The 21073-nt window shown below is 29.5% G+C and carries 21 protein-coding genes; 12 read left to right on the top strand and 9 right to left on the bottom strand.

Features of this window, described 5'->3' with window-relative positions; translation table 11 throughout:
* Together L8X50_RS00175 and gltS are read left to right on the top strand one after the other, a co-directional pair.
* Entirely contained in the window at positions 1–1341 is a 1341-nt protein-coding gene (locus tag L8X50_RS00175) for a TolC family protein (RefSeq protein ID WP_263660065.1), read from the top strand.
* A 114-nt stretch (positions 1342–1455) separates the two neighbouring features.
* Positions 1456–2664 (top strand): sodium/glutamate symporter, encoded by a 1209-nt coding sequence (gene gltS, locus L8X50_RS00170; RefSeq protein ID WP_133318821.1) that lies wholly within the window; start codon positions 1456–1458, stop codon positions 2662–2664.
* 28 nt (positions 2665–2692) lie between these two features.
* Here the strand turns inward: gltS and nth are convergent, their stop codons facing one another.
* A complete protein-coding gene (nth, locus tag L8X50_RS00165; protein ID WP_133318822.1) occupies positions 2693–3316 on the bottom strand; it encodes an endonuclease III in 624 nt (207 codons plus the stop codon).
* Positions 3317–3394: 78 nt separating this feature from the next.
* Between nth and L8X50_RS00160 the strand changes: the two genes are divergently transcribed.
* The 5 genes from L8X50_RS00160 to L8X50_RS00140 all read left to right on the top strand — a co-directional run bounded on the left by L8X50_RS00160 (position 3395) and on the right by L8X50_RS00140 (position 8489).
* The gene (locus tag L8X50_RS00160; protein ID WP_133318823.1) at positions 3395–4210 is read left to right on the top strand and encodes a peptidylprolyl isomerase; all 816 of its coding nucleotides are present in this window, start codon (positions 3395–3397) and stop codon (positions 4208–4210) included.
* Positions 4210–5274 carry a class II fructose-bisphosphate aldolase gene (gene fbaA, locus L8X50_RS00155; protein WP_133318824.1) on the top strand — a complete coding sequence of 355 codons (1065 nt, stop codon included), beginning with the start codon at positions 4210–4212 and terminating at the stop codon, positions 5272–5274. The genes L8X50_RS00160 and fbaA overlap by 1 nt, the downstream gene beginning before the upstream one ends.
* Before the next feature lie 75 nt (positions 5275–5349).
* Positions 5350–6681 (top strand): MotA/TolQ/ExbB proton channel family protein, encoded by a 1332-nt coding sequence (locus L8X50_RS00150; protein WP_039626332.1) that lies wholly within the window; start codon positions 5350–5352, stop codon positions 6679–6681.
* Positions 6668–7618, top strand: coding sequence for an OmpA family protein (locus tag L8X50_RS00145; protein WP_263660064.1), 951 nt, complete (start codon positions 6668–6670; stop codon positions 7616–7618). The genes L8X50_RS00150 and L8X50_RS00145 overlap by 14 nt, the downstream gene beginning before the upstream one ends.
* Complete coding sequence (locus L8X50_RS00140) at positions 7605–8489, top strand: 1-aminocyclopropane-1-carboxylate deaminase/D-cysteine desulfhydrase (RefSeq protein ID WP_263660063.1); 885 nt, start codon at positions 7605–7607, stop codon at positions 8487–8489. The genes L8X50_RS00145 and L8X50_RS00140 overlap by 14 nt, the downstream gene beginning before the upstream one ends.
* On the opposite strand, the gene L8X50_RS00135 is transcribed toward L8X50_RS00140, so the two are convergent.
* Positions 8460–9824 (bottom strand): sodium-dependent transporter, encoded by a 1365-nt coding sequence (locus L8X50_RS00135; protein WP_214126899.1) that lies wholly within the window; start codon positions 9822–9824, stop codon positions 8460–8462. The two genes, L8X50_RS00140 and L8X50_RS00135, sit on opposite strands and share 30 nt — an antisense overlap.
* Positions 9825–9926: 102 nt before the next feature.
* On the opposite strand from L8X50_RS00135, the gene L8X50_RS00130 reads away from it, so the two are divergent.
* Positions 9927–11102: an NAD(P)/FAD-dependent oxidoreductase gene (locus tag L8X50_RS00130; protein ID WP_263660062.1), complete on the top strand. Its 1176-nt coding sequence runs from the start codon at positions 9927–9929 to the stop codon at positions 11100–11102.
* Between the two features lie 22 nt (positions 11103–11124).
* Here L8X50_RS00130 and dsbD read toward each other — a convergent pair whose 3' ends face one another.
* Positions 11125–12816, bottom strand: a complete 1692-nt coding sequence (gene dsbD / locus L8X50_RS00125; RefSeq protein ID WP_263660061.1) for a protein-disulfide reductase DsbD — start codon at positions 12814–12816, stop codon at positions 11125–11127.
* 77 nt (positions 12817–12893) lie between these two features.
* On the opposite strand from dsbD, the gene ppk2 reads away from it, so the two are divergent.
* Both ppk2 and L8X50_RS00115 read left to right on the top strand, forming a co-directional pair.
* A complete protein-coding gene (ppk2, locus tag L8X50_RS00120) occupies positions 12894–13736 on the top strand; it encodes a polyphosphate kinase 2 (protein WP_220567128.1) in 843 nt (280 codons plus the stop codon).
* A 9-nt stretch (positions 13737–13745) separates the two neighbouring features.
* A complete protein-coding gene (locus L8X50_RS00115; protein WP_263660060.1) occupies positions 13746–14528 on the top strand; it encodes an amino acid ABC transporter permease in 783 nt (260 codons plus the stop codon).
* Here the strand turns inward: L8X50_RS00115 and L8X50_RS00110 are convergent.
* From L8X50_RS00110 to L8X50_RS00090, 5 genes are read right to left on the bottom strand one after another with little or no spacing between them, the layout of a single operon-like run.
* Positions 14525–15289, bottom strand: a complete 765-nt coding sequence (locus tag L8X50_RS00110; RefSeq protein ID WP_133318832.1) for a transporter substrate-binding domain-containing protein — start codon at positions 15287–15289, stop codon at positions 14525–14527. The two genes, L8X50_RS00115 and L8X50_RS00110, sit on opposite strands and share 4 nt — an antisense overlap.
* Positions 15286–16011: a 3-deoxy-manno-octulosonate cytidylyltransferase gene (gene kdsB / locus L8X50_RS00105; RefSeq protein ID WP_263660059.1), complete on the bottom strand. Its 726-nt coding sequence runs from the start codon at positions 16009–16011 to the stop codon at positions 15286–15288. Before kdsB ends, L8X50_RS00110 begins: the two co-directional genes overlap by 4 nt.
* Positions 16008–17417 (bottom strand): threonine synthase, encoded by a 1410-nt coding sequence (gene thrC / locus L8X50_RS00100; protein ID WP_263660058.1) that lies wholly within the window; start codon positions 17415–17417, stop codon positions 16008–16010. The genes kdsB and thrC overlap by 4 nt, the downstream gene beginning before the upstream one ends.
* A complete protein-coding gene (locus tag L8X50_RS00095; RefSeq protein ID WP_263660057.1) occupies positions 17392–18330 on the bottom strand; it encodes a tetraacyldisaccharide 4'-kinase in 939 nt (312 codons plus the stop codon). Before L8X50_RS00095 ends, thrC begins: the two co-directional genes overlap by 26 nt.
* Positions 18317–19057, bottom strand: a complete 741-nt coding sequence (locus L8X50_RS00090) for an NAD+ synthase (protein WP_263660056.1) — start codon at positions 19055–19057, stop codon at positions 18317–18319. Before L8X50_RS00090 ends, L8X50_RS00095 begins: the two co-directional genes overlap by 14 nt.
* A gap of 61 nt (positions 19058–19118) precedes the next feature.
* On the opposite strand from L8X50_RS00090, the gene L8X50_RS00085 reads away from it, so the two are divergent.
* Together L8X50_RS00085 and L8X50_RS00080 are read left to right on the top strand one after the other, a co-directional pair.
* On the top strand, positions 19119–19718 hold the full coding sequence (locus L8X50_RS00085; RefSeq protein ID WP_263660055.1) for an MBL fold metallo-hydrolase: 600 nt from the start codon (positions 19119–19121) through the stop codon (positions 19716–19718).
* Positions 19718–19999: a hypothetical protein gene (locus L8X50_RS00080; RefSeq protein ID WP_263660054.1), complete on the top strand. Its 282-nt coding sequence runs from the start codon at positions 19718–19720 to the stop codon at positions 19997–19999. Before L8X50_RS00085 ends, L8X50_RS00080 begins: the two co-directional genes overlap by 1 nt.
* Before the next feature lie 23 nt (positions 20000–20022).
* Here the strand turns inward: L8X50_RS00080 and L8X50_RS00075 are convergent, their stop codons facing one another.
* Positions 20023–21018 carry a c-type cytochrome gene (locus L8X50_RS00075; RefSeq protein WP_263660053.1) on the bottom strand — a complete coding sequence of 332 codons (996 nt, stop codon included), beginning with the start codon at positions 21016–21018 and terminating at the stop codon, positions 20023–20025.
* Positions 21019–21073: the final 55 nt, after the last annotated feature.

Below are 21073 nucleotides of genomic sequence, written 5' to 3'. Positions count from 1 at the left end.
ATGAGAATATTTTTATTATTTTTTATAGCCTTTTTTTTAAATGCCTGCGTAGGAGTAAAATTAGAGCAAGTATCTCAAGAGCAAATAAAAAAAGAATATTTTGAAGATTTTAACGCAAGCAAGGCTTGGTGGGAAAAATATAATAATCAAGACTTAAATAATATCTTAAAAGCTATTATTGATAATAATAAAGACTTAAATATAGCAAGGGTTAATTTTTTAAGTACTTTAGCTAGATATAAGCTTTTAAATTTAGATCTTTATCCTACTTTGAGTGGAAATTTTGGTGCAAATATAAGAAAAAATTTAAACAATGGCGCAAAAACGCATAGTTTTTCAAATGGCATTATGTTAAATTATGAGCTTGATATATATGGCAAAATTTCAGATCAAGTTGCTAGTTCTGAATTTTTAGCAAAGGCAAGTGAGTATGAGTTACGCTCTTTAGAGTTTGATACGATTAATTTAGCGATAAATAGTATTTTTGAATTTATTTATTTCAATGATGTAGATCATTTATTAAACAAACATTTAAAAAATCTAGAGCAAATGCTAGAAATTTATACTACTAAACTTAATTATGGAAAAGTTGAATATATAGATCTTTTAAATATTAAAAAATCTTTATTAAACACTAAACAAAATATCATTACAAATTTGCAAAATAAAGACTTAACTCTTAAAAATATAAAAGACTTACTGGGTAAAGATGATGAGCATTTGATTAATAAAATGCTAAATTATACTCTTGAAGATTTTTCTTTGCAAAAAATTAATTTTGATATAGAATTAAAAATGCTTGCTTATAGACCACAAGTTCAAGCAAAACTAAATCAACTTATGGCTTCTTACAAGGATTATACAAGTGTGCAAAAAAGTATTTTACCTAGCATAAAAATATTGGGAAATTTAGATGGGAATGATAAGAATATTGATGAGAGTTTTAAATTTTTAATTTTAGGAGGCAATGTCGCCATTGACTTACCATTTTTGGACTTTTATAGAGTAAAACAAAATGTAAAAATTTCTGAATTAGCATATCAAGCTCGTTTGGTTGAATATAAAGATGTATTACAAAGAACTATCCATGAATTTAAACTTTGTTATGAAAATGACAAGTATTATAATGATTTGTTAAAATTAGTAAAAGACATTAATGTTAATCAAGAAAAAATTACACAGCTATATTTAGAAAAATATGAATTAGGTCGCAGTGAACTAAAAGATTATCTTGATGCGGATGCTTTGCTTATAAATTCACTCCAAGAGCTTAGCAGAGCAAAGCTATCTTTGCTTAAAAATATTAATTTATATCATAATATTGTTTTAATTTCAGAGTAAAAAAGACTAAAAGTGTTTCATTTTGTAATATTATAAGAAAAGAGTGTTGTTTATTTGCGTTGTTTTAAAGTCATTTAGAATACAATTGATAAATAAATCAAACAAAGGAGAATTATGAAATTTGATTTTTATGCAACGCTAGTTACTATGGTTATAGTATTGCTTTTAGGCGTATTTGTCATTAAAAGGGTAAAATTTCTTCGTGATTATAATATCCCTGAGCCAGTTGTTGGTGGTGGGATTGCTGCGATTATTCTTTTGATCTTACATAGTTTCTTCTCATTGGATATTAAATTTGATGAATCTATGAAAGATCCTTTAATGCTTGCATTTTTTTCAAGTATTGGTTTGTTAGCTGATTTTGCTTCTTTAAAAAAGGGTGGAAGAAAATTAGCAATTTTTTTAGTTGTTGTTGTTGGCTTGCTTTTTGCGCAAAATATAGTTGGCATAGGTGTGGCAAGTGCTATGGGGCAAAATCCACTAATGGGACTTATAGCAGGTTCTGTTACAATGAGTGGTGGTCATGGAACAGGTGCAGCATGGGCAGCTGAATTTATTAAAGAACCTTATTTTTACTCTAGTGCAACTACTGTTGCTATTGCTTGTGCTACTTTTGGGCTTATTTCAGGTGGTATCATAGGTGGGCCTGTTGCAAGATATTTAGTCAATAAATATAAGTTAGTAGTTCCAAAGCAAAATGATGATAAAGATGCGATTTTAAATTTCCAGTCTCCAGAAAAAGAAAGACTAATCACACCTTCTTCTTTTATAGAATCTTTGGCATTAATTGCTTTATGTTTATTAATAGGTAGTGCTTTGTCTACTTATATTAAAACAAATACAGGTTTTACTTTACCAACTTTTGTGTATTGTCTTTTTGTAGGTGTGGTTTTAAGAAATGTTTTATCAGCTACAAAAATTCATCATGTATTTGATAGAGAAGTATCAGTTTTGGGTAATGTAAGCTTATCTTTATTTTTAGCTTTAGCTCTAATGACTATTAATCTTTGGGATTTAGTAACTCTTGCATTACCGATGTTGGTAATTTTAGCTGTTCAGGTTGCTATGATGGCTGCTTATGCTATATTTATCACTTTTAGGGTATGTGGAAAAGATTATGACGCAGCAGTTTTAGCAGCAGGGCATTGTGGTTTTGGTTTGGGCGCTACTCCAACAGCTATGGTAAATATGCAAACTGTAACAAATCACTATGGTATGAGCCATATGGCATTTATTATTGTACCTTTAGTGGGTGCGTTTTTCATAGATATAGTAAATGCTTTAGTCATCAATGCTTTCTTGTATCTACCATTCTTTCATTAAAATCATCTAGCACTAAATTGGTGCTAGATTAAATTTTCTTATCTTTACTTTTACATAAATGATTTAAAAAGCACTCTTTGCATAAAGGATTTTTAGCTTTACATGTATAACGCCCAAAAAGCACCATAGCTTGATGAAGATAGTTTAGATTATCTTTAAAAATTTTAGTTAAGTCTTTTTCGGTTTCTTCAGGAGTTTTGGCTTTGCTAAGATTAAGTCTATGCGAAACTCTAAATACATGGGTATCTACAGCCATGCAATTAGCCCCACACCATTCTATCATCACTACATGTGCAGTTTTTTGTCCTACACCTGCTAGAGTTTTCAAATCTTGCTCGTCCATTGGAATTTCACCATTAAATTGTTCGCAAACTGCTTGAGCCATTTTGATTAAATTTTGTGCTTTATTATTATAAAATGAGCAAGAATTAATCAAAAGTTTTAAAGAAGATAAATTTGCCTTAGCTAAATCTTGCACACTAGGGTAAGCTTTAAATAAAGCAGGTGTGATGAGATTAACCCTTTTATCAGTACATTGAGCTGAAAGCATAACACAAACTATAAGTTCATAAGCATTGCTAAAAACTAATTCTGTTTTTGCTTGTCCAAAATGTTTTAAAAATAATTCTTTAATTTCTAAATTTCTTTTCATAAACTTATTGTATGTTAATCGGCTTTAAATAAAGTTTAGATATAATAAAATCAACAAAACTATTTCAAAGGAAAAACAATGAAAAAAATTTCTTTAGTTGCTGCGGCTTTATTAACAGGTTTGAGTTTAAATGCTGCGGTGGTTGCAACCCTTGATGGAAACAATATTAGCGATACAGAAGTAAATGAGTTTTTTGCTCCTATGTTAAGAGGTGCTAAAATCACTGACTTACCAGCTGAACAAAAAAAAGCAATCATTGATCAATATATCATCCAACAACTTGTATTAAAAGACGCTAAAGCTCAAAAAATAGAAAATGATCCTTCATATAAAGAAGAATTAGAGCGTGCTAAAGAAGCTATCATGGTAAATATCTATCAAAAGAAAATTTTTGATTCTATCAAAAATGATGATGCTAAGGCTAAAAAATACTATGAAGCAAATAAAGATAAATTTACTAAACCAGCTCAAGTAAAAGCTAAGCATATTTTGGTAACTAGTGAAAAAGAAGCTAAAGATATTATTGCCGAGCTTAGTAAGTTAAGTGGAAAAGCTTTAAATGATAAATTTGCTCAACTTGCAAAAGAAAAATCAATCGACAAAGGTTCTTCGGCTCAAGGTGGTGATCTTGGATGGTTTGCTGAATCAACTATGGTAAAACCATTTGCTGATGCAGCTTTTTCTATGAAAAAAGGCACTATTTCTAAAACACCAGTAAAAAGTGATTTTGGATATCATATTATTTTAAAAGAAGATGCTAGAGCGAAAAGTACTATGAGTTATAATGAAGTAAAAGCAGGTATTGAAAGCAATATCAAAATGGAAGAATTTAAAGAACTTATGAATAAAAAAGCTCAAGAGCTTCGTCAAAAAGCAAAAGTGGAATATAAATAATGGGTGTATTAGATCTTGTCAAACCAGGTGTTTTAAGTGGCGATGATCTAAATACCGTATATAATTATGCAAAAAAAGAAGGATTTGCTATCCCTGCGGTAAATGTCGTGGGGACAAATTCTATTAATGCGGTTTTAGAAAGTGCTAAAAAAGTTAATTCACCTGTGATTATTCAATTTTCAAATGGTGGAGCTAAATTTGTAGCAGGAAAAGCTTGTCCAAAAGCTGATGTGCTTGGTGCTATAAGTGGTGCAAGACATGTGCATTTAATGGCAAAAGCTTATGGAGTTCCAGTAATTTTACACACAGATCATGCTGCTAGAAAATTACTTCCTTGGATTGATGCTTTGATTGAAGCAAATATTGAGTTTAAAAAAGAAACAGGTAAGCCTTTGTTTAGCTCTCATATGATTGATTTAAGTGAAGAGGATTTAGAAAGTAATCTAGGCACTTGTGAGAATTATTTAAAACAAATGTCTGAGCTTGGAATTTCTTTAGAGCTTGAGCTAGGATGTACGGGTGGTGAAGAAGATGGAGTGGATAATACTAATATTGATAATGCAAAATTATACACTCAGCCTGAAGATGTAGCATTAGCTTATGAGAGACTTTCTAAAATTAGTGATAGATTTTCAATTGCAGCTAGTTTTGGTAATGTACATGGAGTATATAAACCAGGAAATGTGATTTTAAGACCTGAAATTCTTAAAAACTCTCAAAATTATGTAAAAGAAAAATTCAATCTTGGTGAAGATAAACCAATCAATTTTGTTTTCCATGGTGGTAGTGGTAGCGATATAGAGGATATCAAAGCAGCACTTAGCTACGGTGTAATTAAAATGAATATTGATACAGATACACAATGGGCTTTTTGGGATGGTGTTAGAGAATATGAGCTTAAAAATAAAGCTTATTTGCAAGGCCAAATTGGTAATCCAGATGGAGAAGATAAGCCAAATAAAAAATATTATGATCCAAGAGTATGGCTTAGAGCGGGCGAAGAGAGTATGATCAAACGCTTAGAGTGTGCTTTTAGCGATTTAAATTGTATCGATAGAAACTAAGAGTTTTATAACTCTTAGTTGATTTTCCTGTGAAGATTTTAAATTTTTAGAGTAAAATTAACAAAGGTTTATAAAATGGAAGTTAAAACAACTGATGATTTTTCTGATCTTGTATTACCTGAAGGAAAAGGTAGCACAGGAATTGTTGCTTATTTAAAGATTATTTTTATCCCTGCTATATTGTATATTTTAGTGCTTTTAGGGTATTTTGGAAAGATTGATTTTAAAGTAGAATTACATAGTGTTGTAATGATAGGGATTATCTTTTTAGTGGCTTTGATCTTTGCTAGACATAGCGCTGATTATGCTTCAAGTATTTTTGAGCAACAAAAAGATGAATTTAAGCTGATATTAAAACGCTATATTATGAAGCATTTTTTAGTTATAGGTAAAGAAACAAAGTCAAATGCTAGTTTTGATGATTTTGCATATGCTTATGTGAAAGATTTGAGAAATGAAAATTTTGCTTCTGTGGGTGCAGCTATTTTTCCTATGCTTGGTATTTTAGGAACTTTTATAAGTATAGCCATGTCTATGCCAAATTTTAATTCAAGCGACACAGCAGGCTTAGAACAAGAGATTTCAGTTTTATTAAATGGAGTAGGAACAGCCTTTTATGTATCAATTTATGGAATTTTCTTAGCACTTTGGTGGATATTTTTTGAAAAATACGGTAGTAGTAAATTCCAAAAACTTCTAAATCGTCAAAAAAACGCAACAAGCGATTTTTTCTGGTCTAAAGAAGAAATTGATAGAAAATATCTTCAAGAAAGTTTGCAACATTTTGAAAAAATAGGCACGATTTTTGAACATGTAAGCAATGAGGAATTTTTTAAAGAACTAGATAATACAATAGATAGAAAATTCAAAGTTTTTCAAGAACTTGTAAATGCTGAAGAAAAAGCTGTAAGATTAAGCAGTGAGCATGTAAAACAAACTATGAGTGATTTATCTAAAACCCAAAGAGAGCAAAAAGATATAGTTAAAACTTATAGCGAGATTGCAAATGCGGTAAATATGTTAAATTCAAACATAAAAGATCTAACTTTAAGAATTTCAGAGCAATATAATAGACTTTTAGATGTGAGTTCAGATAAGATTGTGCATTTAGATAAAAGTGTGAGTGCTTTAGATGAAAAGGTAAATAATTTTTCAAATAATATTGAAAAATATCAAAATCTTATGCTTGATAATCAAACTAAGCTTTTTGAAGGCTTTAGGGCAAGTATTATAGAGGGTATGCATACTTTTAAAGAAGCTTATGAAGATGAAAAAAATATTGACGAAAAAATTTCACTAATGCAAGAATTTAAAGAAGAAAGCAAAGAATTAGATGAGCAAACCACACAAGTTATTGCAAAGCTTGAAAATCAAAAAGAAGATGAAAAAATAGATGATAAAAAATAATTCTAACAATGAAGAAAATAATTTTTGGATAGCTTATGCAGATTTAATGGCAGGCTTGCTTTTTATATTTATTTTGCTTATTGGAGCTATAGTTGTTAAGTATGTTTTAACTCAAAGTGATTTACAAATCATAAAAGAAAATTTGCAAAAACAAGAAGAACGCTTAAGAGAGAATAAAGAAGAATTAAATCAAAAAGAAGATATTTTAAAAAGTCTTAGCCAAAAATTAAGTAATACCTCAAGTACACTTGATAATATCAACAAACAAAAACAAGCTTTAGAAGCTAATATTACTAAACTTAATCAAGATTTAAATTCAAGTTTAGATGAAAAAGATCAGCAAATTTTTGCTTTACTTGAAAGATTAAATAAAAAAGATGAGGAAATTAAAGAATTAGAGCGTAATTTTGATGAGGCGAAAAGCAAAATCAAAGAACTAGGATTAATCAAAGAAAATACTATCAAAAATCTTCAAGCAAAATTTGATACTAATATTACCTTAGATTCTAATACAGGTGCGATAGTTTTACCTTCTGAAGTGCTTTTTGATACAAATTCTTTTACTCTAAAAGCTCAAGCAAAAGAGAATTTAAAGGCAATTTTAACACAGTATTTTGACAATATCTTAAAAGATGAAAATATCTTAAATAGTATAGAAAATATAGTCATAGAAGGGCATACGGATAGTGCAGGCTCTTATATATATAATCTTGATTTATCACAAAAAAGAGCTTATGCTGTGATGAGTTTTATACACTCATTTTACAAAGATCCAAGATTGCAAAAACTTTTAATGGCAAGTGGTAGATCTTATTCTGATGTAATTATGAAAGATGGTAAAGAAGACAAAGAGGCAAGTCGTAGAATAGAGATTAAGTTTAATATCAATACAAATAATGCTTTAGAAAAGGTTGAAAAATACCTTGATAGCAAGTAGAATTGATGTTTTAAAATACAATGATTTTGAATTTTTACTCAAAAGAGATGATTTACTAGGTTATATTAATGGAAATAAGGCTAGAAAACTAGCCTTTTTTGAAAAAAATAAACATTTATTTAAAAAAGGACAAAGATTTATTTCTTTTGGCTCCTCTCAAAGTAATGCTTTAGTTGCTTTAGCTAAGTTTTGTTACGAAAATGATTTTTTGCTCATTTTTGTTTGTGAAAAAATGAGTTCTTTTTTAAAAGAAAATCCCCATGGAAATTTAGAATTTGCATTAAAACACAATGTGAAGTTGATAGAAAATATAAATTATCCCACAAGAAGACTGCAAGCTCTAGCCTTGAAAAAAGATGATGATATTTTTATAGAAGAGGGTGTGGCTATAAAAGAAGCTGAATTTGGATACCAGCAACTAGCCTTAGAGCTTAGTGAGCAGTTAAGTGAAACTGTAAGTATTTTTTTACCTTCAGGTACAGGAACTTCTGCGGCTTTTTTGGCTAAACATAGTAAATTTAAAGTTTTTACATGTGCTTGTGTGGGCGATAGTGCATATTTAAAAGAGCAAATTTTAAGCTTAGAGCCAAATTATGATTTTGATAATTTAACCATATTAAATTCACCTAAAAAATATCATTTTGCTAAGCCTTATTTAGAATTTTATGAGCTTTATAAGGATTTAAAAAAAGAATGTGGAGTGGAGTTTGATTTGCTTTATGATATGGTAGGTTTTAAAACTTTATTAGCTCATAAAGAGCAATTTGGTGGAAAAATCTTATATATCCATCAAGGAGGCCTTGAAGGAAATATAAGCATGTTAAAGCGTTATGAGTATAAATTAAAAAATTCCAAAATAAAAAATCACTAAGATAATCAAAGGTATAATAAATTTAACATAATAATACCATAATTTAAAAATACTTCCTTTTAGGGTATTTTGATTGGAAAGTTCATAAATAGCATCTTTTTTAAGCACCCAACCTACATAAATACAACAAAAAAATGCGGTTAAAACAAAGAATATATTTCCACTAATAAAATCAAAGCTATCAAAAATATTTTTTCCCTTGATGATAGTAATATCTCTTAAAGGACCATAGGTAAGTATACATGGTAAATTCCCTAAAACAAAAATACTTCCAAGTGTTAGATTAATAGCGGTATTTTTAGCTAGTTTAAATTTTTCCTCTAAAACACTAATGATTACTTGATAAATTGGTAAGCTTGTAGTAAGTGCAGCGATGATTAAAAGCAAAAAGAAAAACACACAAATTATACTTCCAAAAGGTATATGTGAAAATGCAACGGGCAAGGTTTTAAAAACCAAAGATGGCCCACTATCAGGGGTTAAACCTACGCTAAATAAAGCAGGGAAAATCATAAATCCAGCAAGCACTGCTATGAGGGTGTTTAAAATTCCTGTATAAACAGAAGTTTTGATTAAATTCTCATTTTTCTTAAGGTGAGATGATAAGGTTATCATTACACCAAAACCCAAAGATAGGGCAAAAAATACTTGTCCTAAAACATCTATAAACAATTTAGGAGTGATTTTGGAAAGATCAGGAGTAAGGTAAAATTTCACACCCTCGCTTGCTCCTTCAAGAGTTAAATTGCGTGCAACAACGACCAAAAGGCAGATGAATAAAAATGGCATAAGGTATTTTACTGATTTTTCTATGCCATCAATTACACCTTTTTTTAAGATAATCCAATTAATTATCACAAATATAGTAGTAAAAATTCCTATTAATAAAGGATTATTTTCTATAGTAGAGCTATAAAATTCGCTTGTATATTGAGCGTTAATGGGACTTGAAAGATTAAAATCGCCTATGATAATTTTAAAAATATAAGCTAAAACCCATCCGCCTATTACCATATAATAAGCCATGATTCCAAAACTTCCCAAAAGTCCCATATAGCCAACACCTTGCCAAGAATTAGATATTTTAACTCCATCGCTTGTTTTTCCGCCAAAAGCATCGACTGAATTTAGCATTCTGCGTCTTCCTATGACATTTTCGACCAAAATCACAGGAATTCCTATAAAAATCATAGCTATACAAAATGCCAAAACATAAGCACCGCCTCCATTTTCACCCACTAAATATGGAAAACGCCAAGTGGCTCCAAAACCAATAGTCGCTCCTGCTACTGTAAGGATATAAGTTAGCGTATTGCTCCAAGTTTGTCTTTGCATGCTTTTTCCTTGTTAAATTTAAATAAAAAATATTTTAAGATAAAAAATAATACCATTATGCCAAATTTTTATTTATTTTTTTATCAAATTAAAGGAAAATCCATGCAAAAAAAGAAAATTTTGTTTTTAGGTGCAGGATATGCTACTTTATCGGCTATAAAAGCCTTACCTGATGAGTTTTTTGAAAAAGCACAAGTGAGTTTGATTAATAACAATTCTTATCATTATCATACTATTTTACTACACAAAGTAGCTTCCAATGAAGATATTTATAGTTCAAAATATGATCTTTTGCCTTTATTAAATCCAAAAATCAACTTTATCCAAGATGAAGTTTTAAAAATTTCTAAAGACAAAGTTTTTACTAAAAATAATGAATTTGACTTTGATATTTTAGTATGTGGACTTGGTTTTGCCAAAGAAACTTTTGGTATTAAAGGCATGCAAGAATATGCTTTGAGTATAGATAATTATGAAAATGCTTTAAAAATTAATGAAATAATATATGAGAAAATAAAAAATTATAAAGCCACCCAAAATGAAGATGATTTAAAAATCGCAGTTTGTGGCGGGGGCTTAAGCGGGGTTGAATTTGTAGCTTCTTTAGCTAAAGAGCTTAAAATATTTTGTCAAAAAGAGCAAATTTCTTATGAGAATTTAGAACTCTCTATTATTGAAGCTATGGATCAAATTTTACCTATGTTTGATAAAAGTTTGGCTCTAAAAGCAAAGCAAAGACTAGAAGCACTTGGTGTGAAAGTATATGAAAAATCTAAAATTATAGAATGTGAAAAAAATGGTATAAGGCTTGATGGGGGAGAATTTATTAAAGCTAATACTATCATTTGGACTGCAGGAGTTAGAGGTAATAGCGTTATAGAAAATAGCTCAGATTTTCCAAGCACAAGATCGCGTATAGAAGTAGATGTTTTTATGCATCCATTAAATGTTGAAAATTCATCAAAATACTTTTTTATAGGCGATAATAGTTTATTTAAAAACCCTAAAACTAACACTCCATATCCTCCAACAGCCCAGCTTGCATTAAGAGAAGGAGCTTATGTGGCTAAAGCTTTAATGGCTATGATTGATGAGAAAGATTTTAAACAAGAATTTTCTTTTGTGAGTGGAAATACCGTTTGTTCAATCGGAAAAGATTATGCAGTTGGCACGGTTTTACATAAACCAATTAGTGGTCTTTTGGCAATAAAACTTAAAATTTTTATAGAAAAACTATGGCAATATCAGCTTGAAGGATTGAAAGGTTTTTTGAAATAAAATTAATTTTAAATAGAGTCCTTTAAGGAACTTTATTTAAAAATTCATTTGCATCTACATAGCCTATAATGCGTCCTTTTTCCTCGCTTTTGTTAAAAAATATCATCACAGGAGGCCCAAAAACTCCAAATTCTTTCATAAGAGCTAAATCTTCTTGGCTATTATGTGTTACATCTGCTTTTAAAAGTGTGTAATTAGCAAGTAAATTTTGTACTTTAGCATCTGTAAAAGTATATTCTTCTAAAAGTTTGCAGTTTTCACACCAAGCGGCTGTAAATTCAAGCATAACAGGTTTGGTAGAATTTTGTAATTCTTGCTTAAGTTCTTTTAAATTTTTAATGGTTTTAAAACTTAAACTAGGGCTATTTTCTTTTGAAGTAAGGTTAAACTCAAGAGGTTTTAGTAGGCTTTTTGAACCCATTGAGCCGCCTAAAATTAGGCTTAAACTGTAAGTTAAAACTAAAATCATACTCGCTTTTTTAAATTTATTAAAATTAGTTTTAGCTTCATCAAATAAACCCATAAAACTAGCAAAAAATATCCCTATAATTCCATAAAGTATCAAAATGATATTTGCACTAAGTATTCTTTCTAGCATCCAAACTGCCATAATGAGCATGATAAAACCAAAGAAAATCTTTATCTTAAGCATCCAAGCCCCACTTTTTAAAAGATTTCCTCCAAGACCTATTAAGAGTAAAGGCATGCCCATACCAAAACTCATCACAAATAAAGAAAGTCCTCCCAAAAATACATCACCACTATTAGTAATATAAAGCAAAGCTCCTGCTAAAGGTGCAGCCACACAAGGACCTACAATAAGAGCTGATAAAAAGCCCATGATAGCTATACCAAAAACTCCATTTTTGCCTTCTATTTTTTTATTGATAAAATTTTGAAATTTAAGCGGTAGTTGTAATTCATAAAGTCCAAACATAGAAAGTGAAAGTAATACAAAAATGCCTGCAAAAGTAATGATAATCCAAGGTTGTTGTAATAAACCTTGTACATTAGCCCCTGCAAGGCCTACTAAAGCACCTGCTATAGCATAAGCTAAAGACATAAAAAAGACATAGATAAAAGATAAATAAAAGCTATGTTTTTTAGATGGTTTGTCTTTGAGCTTCATTGCAATTAATGAAGAAAGAATAGGTATCATTGGTAAAATGCAAGGAGTAAATGCTAGTAATAAGCCATAACCAAAGAAAGTCAAAAGTGTGATAAATATATTTTGTGTGCTTAAATCATTAGCAATTTGCTCATCTTCGTTTTGCTTTTTAAATTGATCTTTAGTTGATTTTATAGCATAAATTCCATTTTGTTTATTAAGCTCATAATTTACATATACAGGACGATAGCATAAACCTTCTTCTGAACAACCTTGATAAGCTAGGGAAAGTTTTGCTTTGTTATTTTTAACAAAATCATCTAATAATAATTGAGGTATGAAAAGTTCAAGTTGGCTAAAGATTACTTCTTTATTTTCTCTAGTTTGAGTTTGTGGGAAATTTAATAAAGAAGTAATGTCATTAGAGTCTAATTCTACTTTGATTTGATCTTTATAAAGATAAATTCTATCTGCAAGATTGATTTTTAAAAAAATTCCTTGATTGTTGCTATGGGTATTGAGTTTAAAAGCTTCATTAAGTGATAATACTCCATTATTAGCAAAAGCTAAATTGAAAAAAATAAAAAATACCGCTAAAAAACGCATTTTTCTCCTTGAAATTGAAAATTAAATTTGTTTTATTTTACTTATTTGTGGTAAATTTAAGTTAATAATTATCCTAAATTAAGGAGTTTGTTGTGGATAAGGATAAATTTACTCTTATTAAAGTGAAAAAATCAACACTTGAGTATGAAAGCGAACTTAGAAGATTACAAATTGAGCTTTTAAAATTTCAAAATCATGTCAAAGATAAAGGATTAAAAGTTTTGATTTTAATTGAAGGGCGTGATGCAGCAGGAAAAGGTGGTGCTATTAAAAGATTAATTGAACATTTAAATCCTAGAGGTTGTCGTGTGGTAGCACTTGAAAAACCAAGTGATGTGGAAAGAACTCAGTGGTATTTTCAGCGTTATGTGACACATTTGCCTGCAGCAGGAGAGATAGTAATTTTTGATAGATCTTGGTATAATAGAGCGGGGGTGGAACCTGTGATGGGTTTTTGTACTCCAAATGAGCATAAAAAATTCTTGCGCGAGGTGTCTTCTTTTGAAGAAATGCTACTTGATAGTGGAATTTTGTTTTTTAAATTTTATTTTTCAGTTTCCAAACAAGAGCAAAAAAGGCGTTTTGAGCAAAGGAGAACAGATCCGCTAAAACAATACAAACTTTCTGTTGTTGATGAAAAATCACAAGAATTATGGGATAAATACACTCTAGCCAAATATTCTATGCTTTTAGCTTCTAATACACCAAAATGTCCTTGGGTGATCATTAATTCAGATAGTAAAAAGAAAGCAAGGATAAATTTATTTAAATATCTACTTAATTCTTTAGAGTATCCAAATAAAATTAAAAATAAGTATTTTAAATATGATAAAAAATTAGTCCGTAGCGGTGAGGAAGAAATTCGTAAGATGGAACTTAGTTTAAATGATGAAAAACTTAAAAAATTTGATAAAAAATAAAGGCTAGAATTGAATCATCTTTTTATAGTGCGTAATAAATTTAATGAGCATAAAAAAATCAGTCCAAAGGTGTTTGCGGTTAATGCCTTTTTGCTAGCATTTTTATTGTTTTTATTTTTTTATTTATCTTTTTTAAGTGCTAGTTATAATTTTGATTTTATGGCAATTTATGAGTATAAAGACAAAATGATACAAGGTTTTTTTACAAGTTTTTTTATTAGTGTTTTGTCTTTGATTGTAGGTGTGATTTTTGCTTTGATTTTGTGTTATATGAGTCTTTGTAAAATCGTGCTTTTTAATATGTTTGCAAGAGTTTTTATAGAGCTTATTAGAGGCACACCTTTGCTAGTGCAAATTTTATTGATTTATTATATTTTTGCAGATAATTTGGGGCTTGATAATCGCTATGTTTGTGGAGTTTTGATTTTAGCTTTATTTGCTAGTGCTTATATTTGTGAAATATTTAGAGCAGGGATTTTAAGTGTTGATAAAATGCAATATGAAAGTGCTAAGGCTTTGGGTTTGAGTGAGTTTGAAATTTATAAAAGTGTGATTTTTCCTCAAGCTTTAAAAAATATCTTAGCACCACTAAGTGGACAACTTAGTAATTTGATCAAAGATAGCTCTCTTTTAAGCGTTATAGCTATTTCAGAATTAACTCAAAATGCTCAAGAAATTAATGCTTTTACCTTTTCTACTTTAGAAATTTATATTCCCTTAGCGCTTTGTTATTTGGTTTTAACTTTACCTATTTCTATGTTTTCAAGAAAGCTTGAAAAGAGTTTTTCTTAAAAGAAAAACTCAAGCTTTTGTTCTTTGAAAACTTCTTGCATATCTTTGAGATATTTTTGACTTAGTTTATCAAAAAGACCATTTTTTTTAGATTTTAAAATAAACTCATTGAGCTCTTCTTTTAATTTGGTATTGTTTTTATTTAAAGCTATGGCCCATTGCTCAGGTGTTTTTTCAAAAGGGGTAAAAATAGCTTTTGTTTGCTCAGGATGTTTTTTCCATGCTTTATAAATACTCATTTGATCATAAATAAAAGCATCAGCTTTTGCTTGAATGACTTCTAAAATAGCTGCATTTTCTTTATCAAATACTAGGATTTTTGCATTTTTAAGATTTTTTTGAGCATATAAATGCGCACTTGAACCTCTTTTTAAAGCAAGGATTTTTCCTTTTTGATTTAAATCTTCTATGGAATTAATATTTGATTTTTTAGCGCTTAATATCGCTAAATTTGCCTTAGCATAAGGCAAGGTAAAATCTATTACTTTTTTTCTTTGCTCGCTTATACTCATAGAAGACATGATTAGATCTATTTTTTGAGTTCTTAAAGCAGGTATAAGTCCATCCCAAGCTATGTTTTGAATTTTTAAATCATAGTTTTTTTCTTTGGCAAAGGCTTGTAAAAACTCTACACTAATACCACTTGGATTGCCTTTAGTATCACTCATTTCAAAAGGAGGGTAGGCCAGTTCCATACCTACGATTAATTCTTTTGCATGAAGTGTAAAAAATAAGCTTAGTAAAAAAAGTATTTTTTTCATTTTTTAACTCCAAATTTAGCCAAAGCTTTCTCATAATCTTCTTTTGTATCTATACCTATGCTTTGACTTTGTATTTTTAACATTTTGATTTTTTTGCCATTTTCTAAGGCTCTTAATTGTTCTAATTTTTCACATTCTTCCAAAGCTGAGTTTTTCAAAGTACAAAATTCTTGTAAATTTTTAACCCTATATGCATAAATTCCAAGGTGGGCTTTAAAATTTTGTTTATAATTTGCCCTTTCATAAGGAATTTTAGATCTTGAAAAATATAAAGCATAATCATTACTATCAGTAACTACTTTAACCAAATTTGGATCATCACAAGCTTTCGCATCTACTTCTTTGTAGCAACTACTCATAAAACAAAGCTCATCTTCAAAAGCTTTTTGGCTAAATTCTTTAAAATCTTTAATATTTTGTCTTTCTATAAAAGGCTCATCAGCTTGGACATTAATAATTAGCTCATTTTCATTTAGTTTTAAAATTTGACAAGCTTCGTTGATCCTATCAGTGCCACTTTCATGATTTTTGCTTGTTAAAACTGCTTTTATATTGTGTTTTTGTGCTATTTTTAAAACCTCTTCATCATCAAGTGCCACACACACTTCATCAACTTCTTGCATTTTTTTAGCTGTATAAATAAACATAGGTAAATTGTCAATTTCACATAAAATTTTATTTTCAAAACGACTTGATTTTAATCTTGCTGGTATGATTATCATTGTTTTATCCATTCTATAATAGTTTGTTTTAGATTTTCAAGTTTGCAAACTTGATTTTGTTTTTGAGTGCTTGTAAATAAGCTTGCAATATTTGGATGAATTTCTTGCTTAAATTCTTTTGCAAGTTCTTGCATGCAAGCTTGTTCATCTTGACATTCTTTGTTATAAATTGCCTGATACATGCTTGGGGTAAATTTACTCCATTGTGCTGTGGAAGTGATGAGTGTCGTGGTGTTAGAATCAAGCATTTTAAAGCAAGTGCAAGTGTGAGGATCTAAAAGTCCTAAGTGGCTGTATTGTTTGATATATTGCATACACTCATCATCATTGCAAAAATCAGCTTCAAAGTCTTCTTGTAAAAGCTTTAGTTCTTTTTGGCTAAGCTCATAATATTTTTCATTCTTTAAAGCTTGCATAAGTTCTTTGGTGCGTTCATCTTTGAATTTATCAAAAAGCAATCTTTCTATATTTGATGATATGAGTATATCCATAGCAGGGGAAATAGTCTTTTGTAAGTTTTTGTTTCTTAAATCGTATTTACCTGTATTAAAAAACTCACTTAAGATATTGTTTGAATTGGAAGCAATTTTAATTTTACCTATATTTGCTCCCATTTTTTTAGCATAATAAGCCCCCAAAGCATCACCAAAATTTCCACTCGGCACAATAATGTCTATTGTTTTATCGATTTTTAAACTAGCATAGTAATGATAGATGATTTGAAAAAGTATTCTTCCGAAATTAACTGAATTTGCAGCACTTAGACTTAACTTTTCTTCTTTTAAGGTGTTTTTAAAATCTTCATCATTTAAAAGTGTTTTTAGGGCATTTTGTGCATCATCAAAATTACCTTCAATGGCTATGGATTTTAAATTGCTTGCATTTGAGTGTGTCATTTGTAAAGCTTGAGTTTTACTTGTGCCTTCATTTGGGTAAATGCAAACTACTTTTATGCCTTTTTTATTTTCAAAGCTTTTTAGCGTAGCAGGCCCTGTATCGCCACTTGTAGCACACATGATTAAAAAATCATCATCTTTTTTTAAGTATTCCAAAAGCACGCCAAAAGGTTGCAATGCCATGTCTTTAAAAGCTCTTGTTGGCCCATGAAATAATTCATTAATATAAAGCTTATCATTAATTTTTCTTAAATGAACAGGGCAGGTTTTATCATCAAAACTCTCATAAGTTTTCAAAGCTTTTTCAAAAACTTCAGGCTCTAAATCAAAATCAAAAGCTGCGATAATTTTTAAAGCTAATTCTTTGTAGTTTAAATTTTTTAAAGCTTCATTATCAAGCTTTGGTAGATTAAGTGGTGCATATAAAGCATTATTAGGTGCACTAGGGCTAAGTAAGGCCTTTGAAAAGCTTACTTGGTGATTTTTATCTTGGGTTGAGTGTAGTAACATTTTTTTCCTTATTGTTAAATTTATCAATATAATCTTGCAAAATTTGCTTAAAGCTGTCTTTTAAAATAATATCAAGATGAATTAATTCTGTTTTAAAGCCAAAATCTTTTACCTTGACATAGTCTTTAAAGGTTAGCATTAAGGTGTCACAATTGTGTTTTTTTAAAAGTTTTTCTAATTCTTCTTTTTGAAAAGTGTAATGATCAGCAAAAAAATAACAAGCTCTAGCTTTAATAAAATGCTCATATAATCTAAAAGGCTTTGCAATAGAGCTTATTAAAATAGCTTTTTGATTTTCTTTTACATGAGAATAACGCACAAAATCTTCATTTTCTTTAGCTATAAAATCAGCCCTTTTAGCAAAAGATTTTGGCAAACGATAAGCCCCGCTAGGTAGGGTAAAATCAAAAAAAGGCTCATCTTTGCTTTGTAATAAAATACTAAGTTTTTTAATATGAAATTTAGAAAAAGCATCGTCTAAAAGTATGATCTTTGCTCCAAGTTCGATAGCTTTTTGTATGCCTTTAACTCTATCTTCACTTACTATCACTCCACTAATGTGCTTTGTAAGTGCATACTCCATAGCTTCATCGCCACTTTCTTTAATGCTGCATAAAATTTTATCTTTGTGTTTAACGATGATTAAGCCTTCACTTTGTCTTTTATAGCCTCTTAAGATGATAAAACAATTTTCAAACTCAGCAGCTATGGCTTTACAAATGGGAGTTTTTCCATTGCCTCCTAGGGTTAGATTACCTATGCTTATAATGGGTAAATTAAAATCAAGTTCTTTTTTAAATTTAGTATTTAAAATAGCTATAATCATATATAAAAAGCTAAAAGGTAAAAGCAAAAAGGCTAGAATTTTTTGCAAAAAATTAGGTTTAAAAAAATACCGATCAAGCCAAGTCATATGTATTCTTTAATGTTGTTGGAAGTTTTCTTTTAAAGGCATTATTTTGCACACGCTCTAAGACTAAATTTTTTAAATTCTCATCAAAATTTTCCAAGCTTTGATTTTTTTCTAAAGCTTTTAAAACTTCATCTAAAACTTCATATTTATAGCCAAGATCTTTTTCATCACTTTGATTTGGCCAAAGATCAGCACTAGGGGCTTTTTGTATGAAATTTTCATGTACACCTATAAATTTAGCAAGTTCAAAAACTTCACTTTTATAAAGTGTAGCTAAAGGATTAAAAGCGCAAGCTAAATCCCCATAAATAGTTCCATAACCAAGCATAAGTTCGCTTTTATTAGAAGTGCCTACCACTAAAGCATTATGCAAGGCTGAATAATCATAAAGCAAGCTCATACGCACTCTTGCAGCTAAATTCCCAAAACGTAAATGGCTTAAATCTTGACAAATTTTTTCATAAGCACAAAGTACTTCATCAATATAAATGATCTTGTGATGAATTTGCAAATGATCACATAGCATTAACGCATCATCTAAATTTTCTTTTTTAGAATATTTTGTAGGCATTAAAAGCACAAAAAGTTTTTCACCTACTGCTTTTTTGCAAAGATGAGCTACTAAAGCCGAATCTATCCCACCGCTTAAACCTAAGATGAGATTTTTATCTCTTGCTTGTTCTTTTATAAAATTGATCAATAATTCTTGTAATTTTGTATAATTCATAAAAAATCTTTAAATATTAATTTTTTAAAATTATATTTGATTTAGTTAAAAGGAAGTTTATATGCGTATTTTGAAACAACCATGTGGAATGTATGAAACAAATTGTTATATTATAGATCATAATAACAAGCAAATTATCATCGATCCAGGAGAAAATGCTTATAAGTTTATCAAAGAAAATACAAGCAAACCTTTAGCTATTTTAAATACCCATGGTCATTATGATCATGTTTATGATAATGCTAAAGTTAGAATGGCTTATGAAATTCCAATTTTTATCCATAAAGATGATGCTTTTATGCTAAAAGATCCTTTTAATTATGGTTTTGAGCATTCAAGTGCTGATGTATTGATAGAAAATGAAAATGAATTTAGTATAGATGAGTTTAAGTTTAAATTTCATCATTTCCCAGGGCATACTCCAGGGTGTTGTATGATAGAACTTGTGGGCGAAGATGTGCTTTTTAGTGGGGATTTTTTATTTTATCGTAGTATTGGTAGGTGGGATTTTCCTTACTCAGATGCAACTAAGATGAAAGAGAGTTTGCTTAAAGTTTTAGCTTATGAAAAAGATTTTAAGCTTTTTCCAGGGCATGGAGAAGAAAGTTCTTTAAGAGAAGAGCAAAATGCAATTCCTGCTTGGTTAAGGTATTTTCATTAATGGATAAGGTTTTATATTTTTTAAGTTTTTTACTGATTTTAAGTGCGATTTTGAGTTTTTTTAAACCCAAAGGAACAAAAAAGAAATTTTTTCATAAATGTCCATGTTTTAGAGCAGTAGAAAATGGTTTAATGAGTAGAATTTGCATTTATGCAGGAAGTTTTGGTTTTATGTATTCTGTGCTTTATATTGGTTTTGGAGTGTATGATAAAAAGCTTTTTATGATTTTGCTTTTATCTTTTGCGATATGGTATTTTGCTTGGGTTTTAAAAAAAGAATAGCTAGAATTAGCTATTCTTAAAAATTATTTTGTATTAATATATAAAGGTTCAAAAGGACCATAACGATGTTGCTCTATACTAAATTTATCATGTTTAGCATAAGGTTTTACATCCATATCTGCAGGTTTTACATCACGATCTGGAAAGTCTTTATTTCTATTCTTTTTAATAGATCTTGGTTGAGAATTAATATAAGCTGCCACATCATAAGCTTGTTCTAGAGTTAAGGTTGCATCATCTTTTGGCATATTTGCTTTGATATAACTTGCAGCTTTGATAAGTCTATACATGCCAGCACCTGTGTTGTAACTATCATTTCCCCATAAAGCAGGATATATGTAATAACTCATACTAGGATCATTACTTTTTATCCCCTCTCCATTTTCTCCATGGCAGGCTACGCACTTATTTTGATAAATTTCTTTACCTTTTTTAGGATCTGCTGCTCTTTTTAAAAAGGATATTTTAGGTAATCCTTGTCCTTGTGTTTTTGCTCCTACTTCTATACCTTGAGAAATATAATGCATATAAGCAAGTATGGCTTTCATTTGAGGAGAGTTGTTTGGAAGCCTTTTGCCATTCATGGATCTTTCCATACAGCCATTAATTCTATCTTCTAGAGTGATTATTTTATCCGCTCTTGCATTATATTGTGGAAAGCGTGCATAAATTCCTACAAAACCTGATTGATTTTTTATAGTTCCAGCATTAGCATGACAGCTTGAGCAAGAAAGATTGTTACCTGCATAACGATTTTTAGGATTTTTTGCTTGAGGTCCTATATAGTTTGTGGTGTAATTTAAAATTTTATTACCCAAAATGACTGCTTGAGTATAAGGTGAATTTGGAAGTTTATCTTCAATGATAATACCATTTTCTATAGTATTTGGGACTTTCCATTGTGCACTTTGTAAATGGATACCTGTTTGCTTTTTTGCTTGAAGTTTTGCTTGATCAATGGCAAAAGCAGAACTCATTAAAAAAGATAAAGATAAGACAGAATATACAATTTTTTTCATTTTACCTCCTTGAACTTGTCTTATTTTCATCTTATAACTTGAAATTTAAAAAAAT

Origin of the sequence: Campylobacter sp. CNRCH_2013_0898h (genome assembly GCF_025772965.1) — a bacterium.
Lineage (GTDB): Bacteria > Campylobacterota > Campylobacteria > Campylobacterales > Campylobacteraceae > Campylobacter_D > Campylobacter_D lari_D.
Note: the sequence above shows the minus strand (reverse complement) of the source record. Positions and strands in the feature narration are given on the sequence as shown.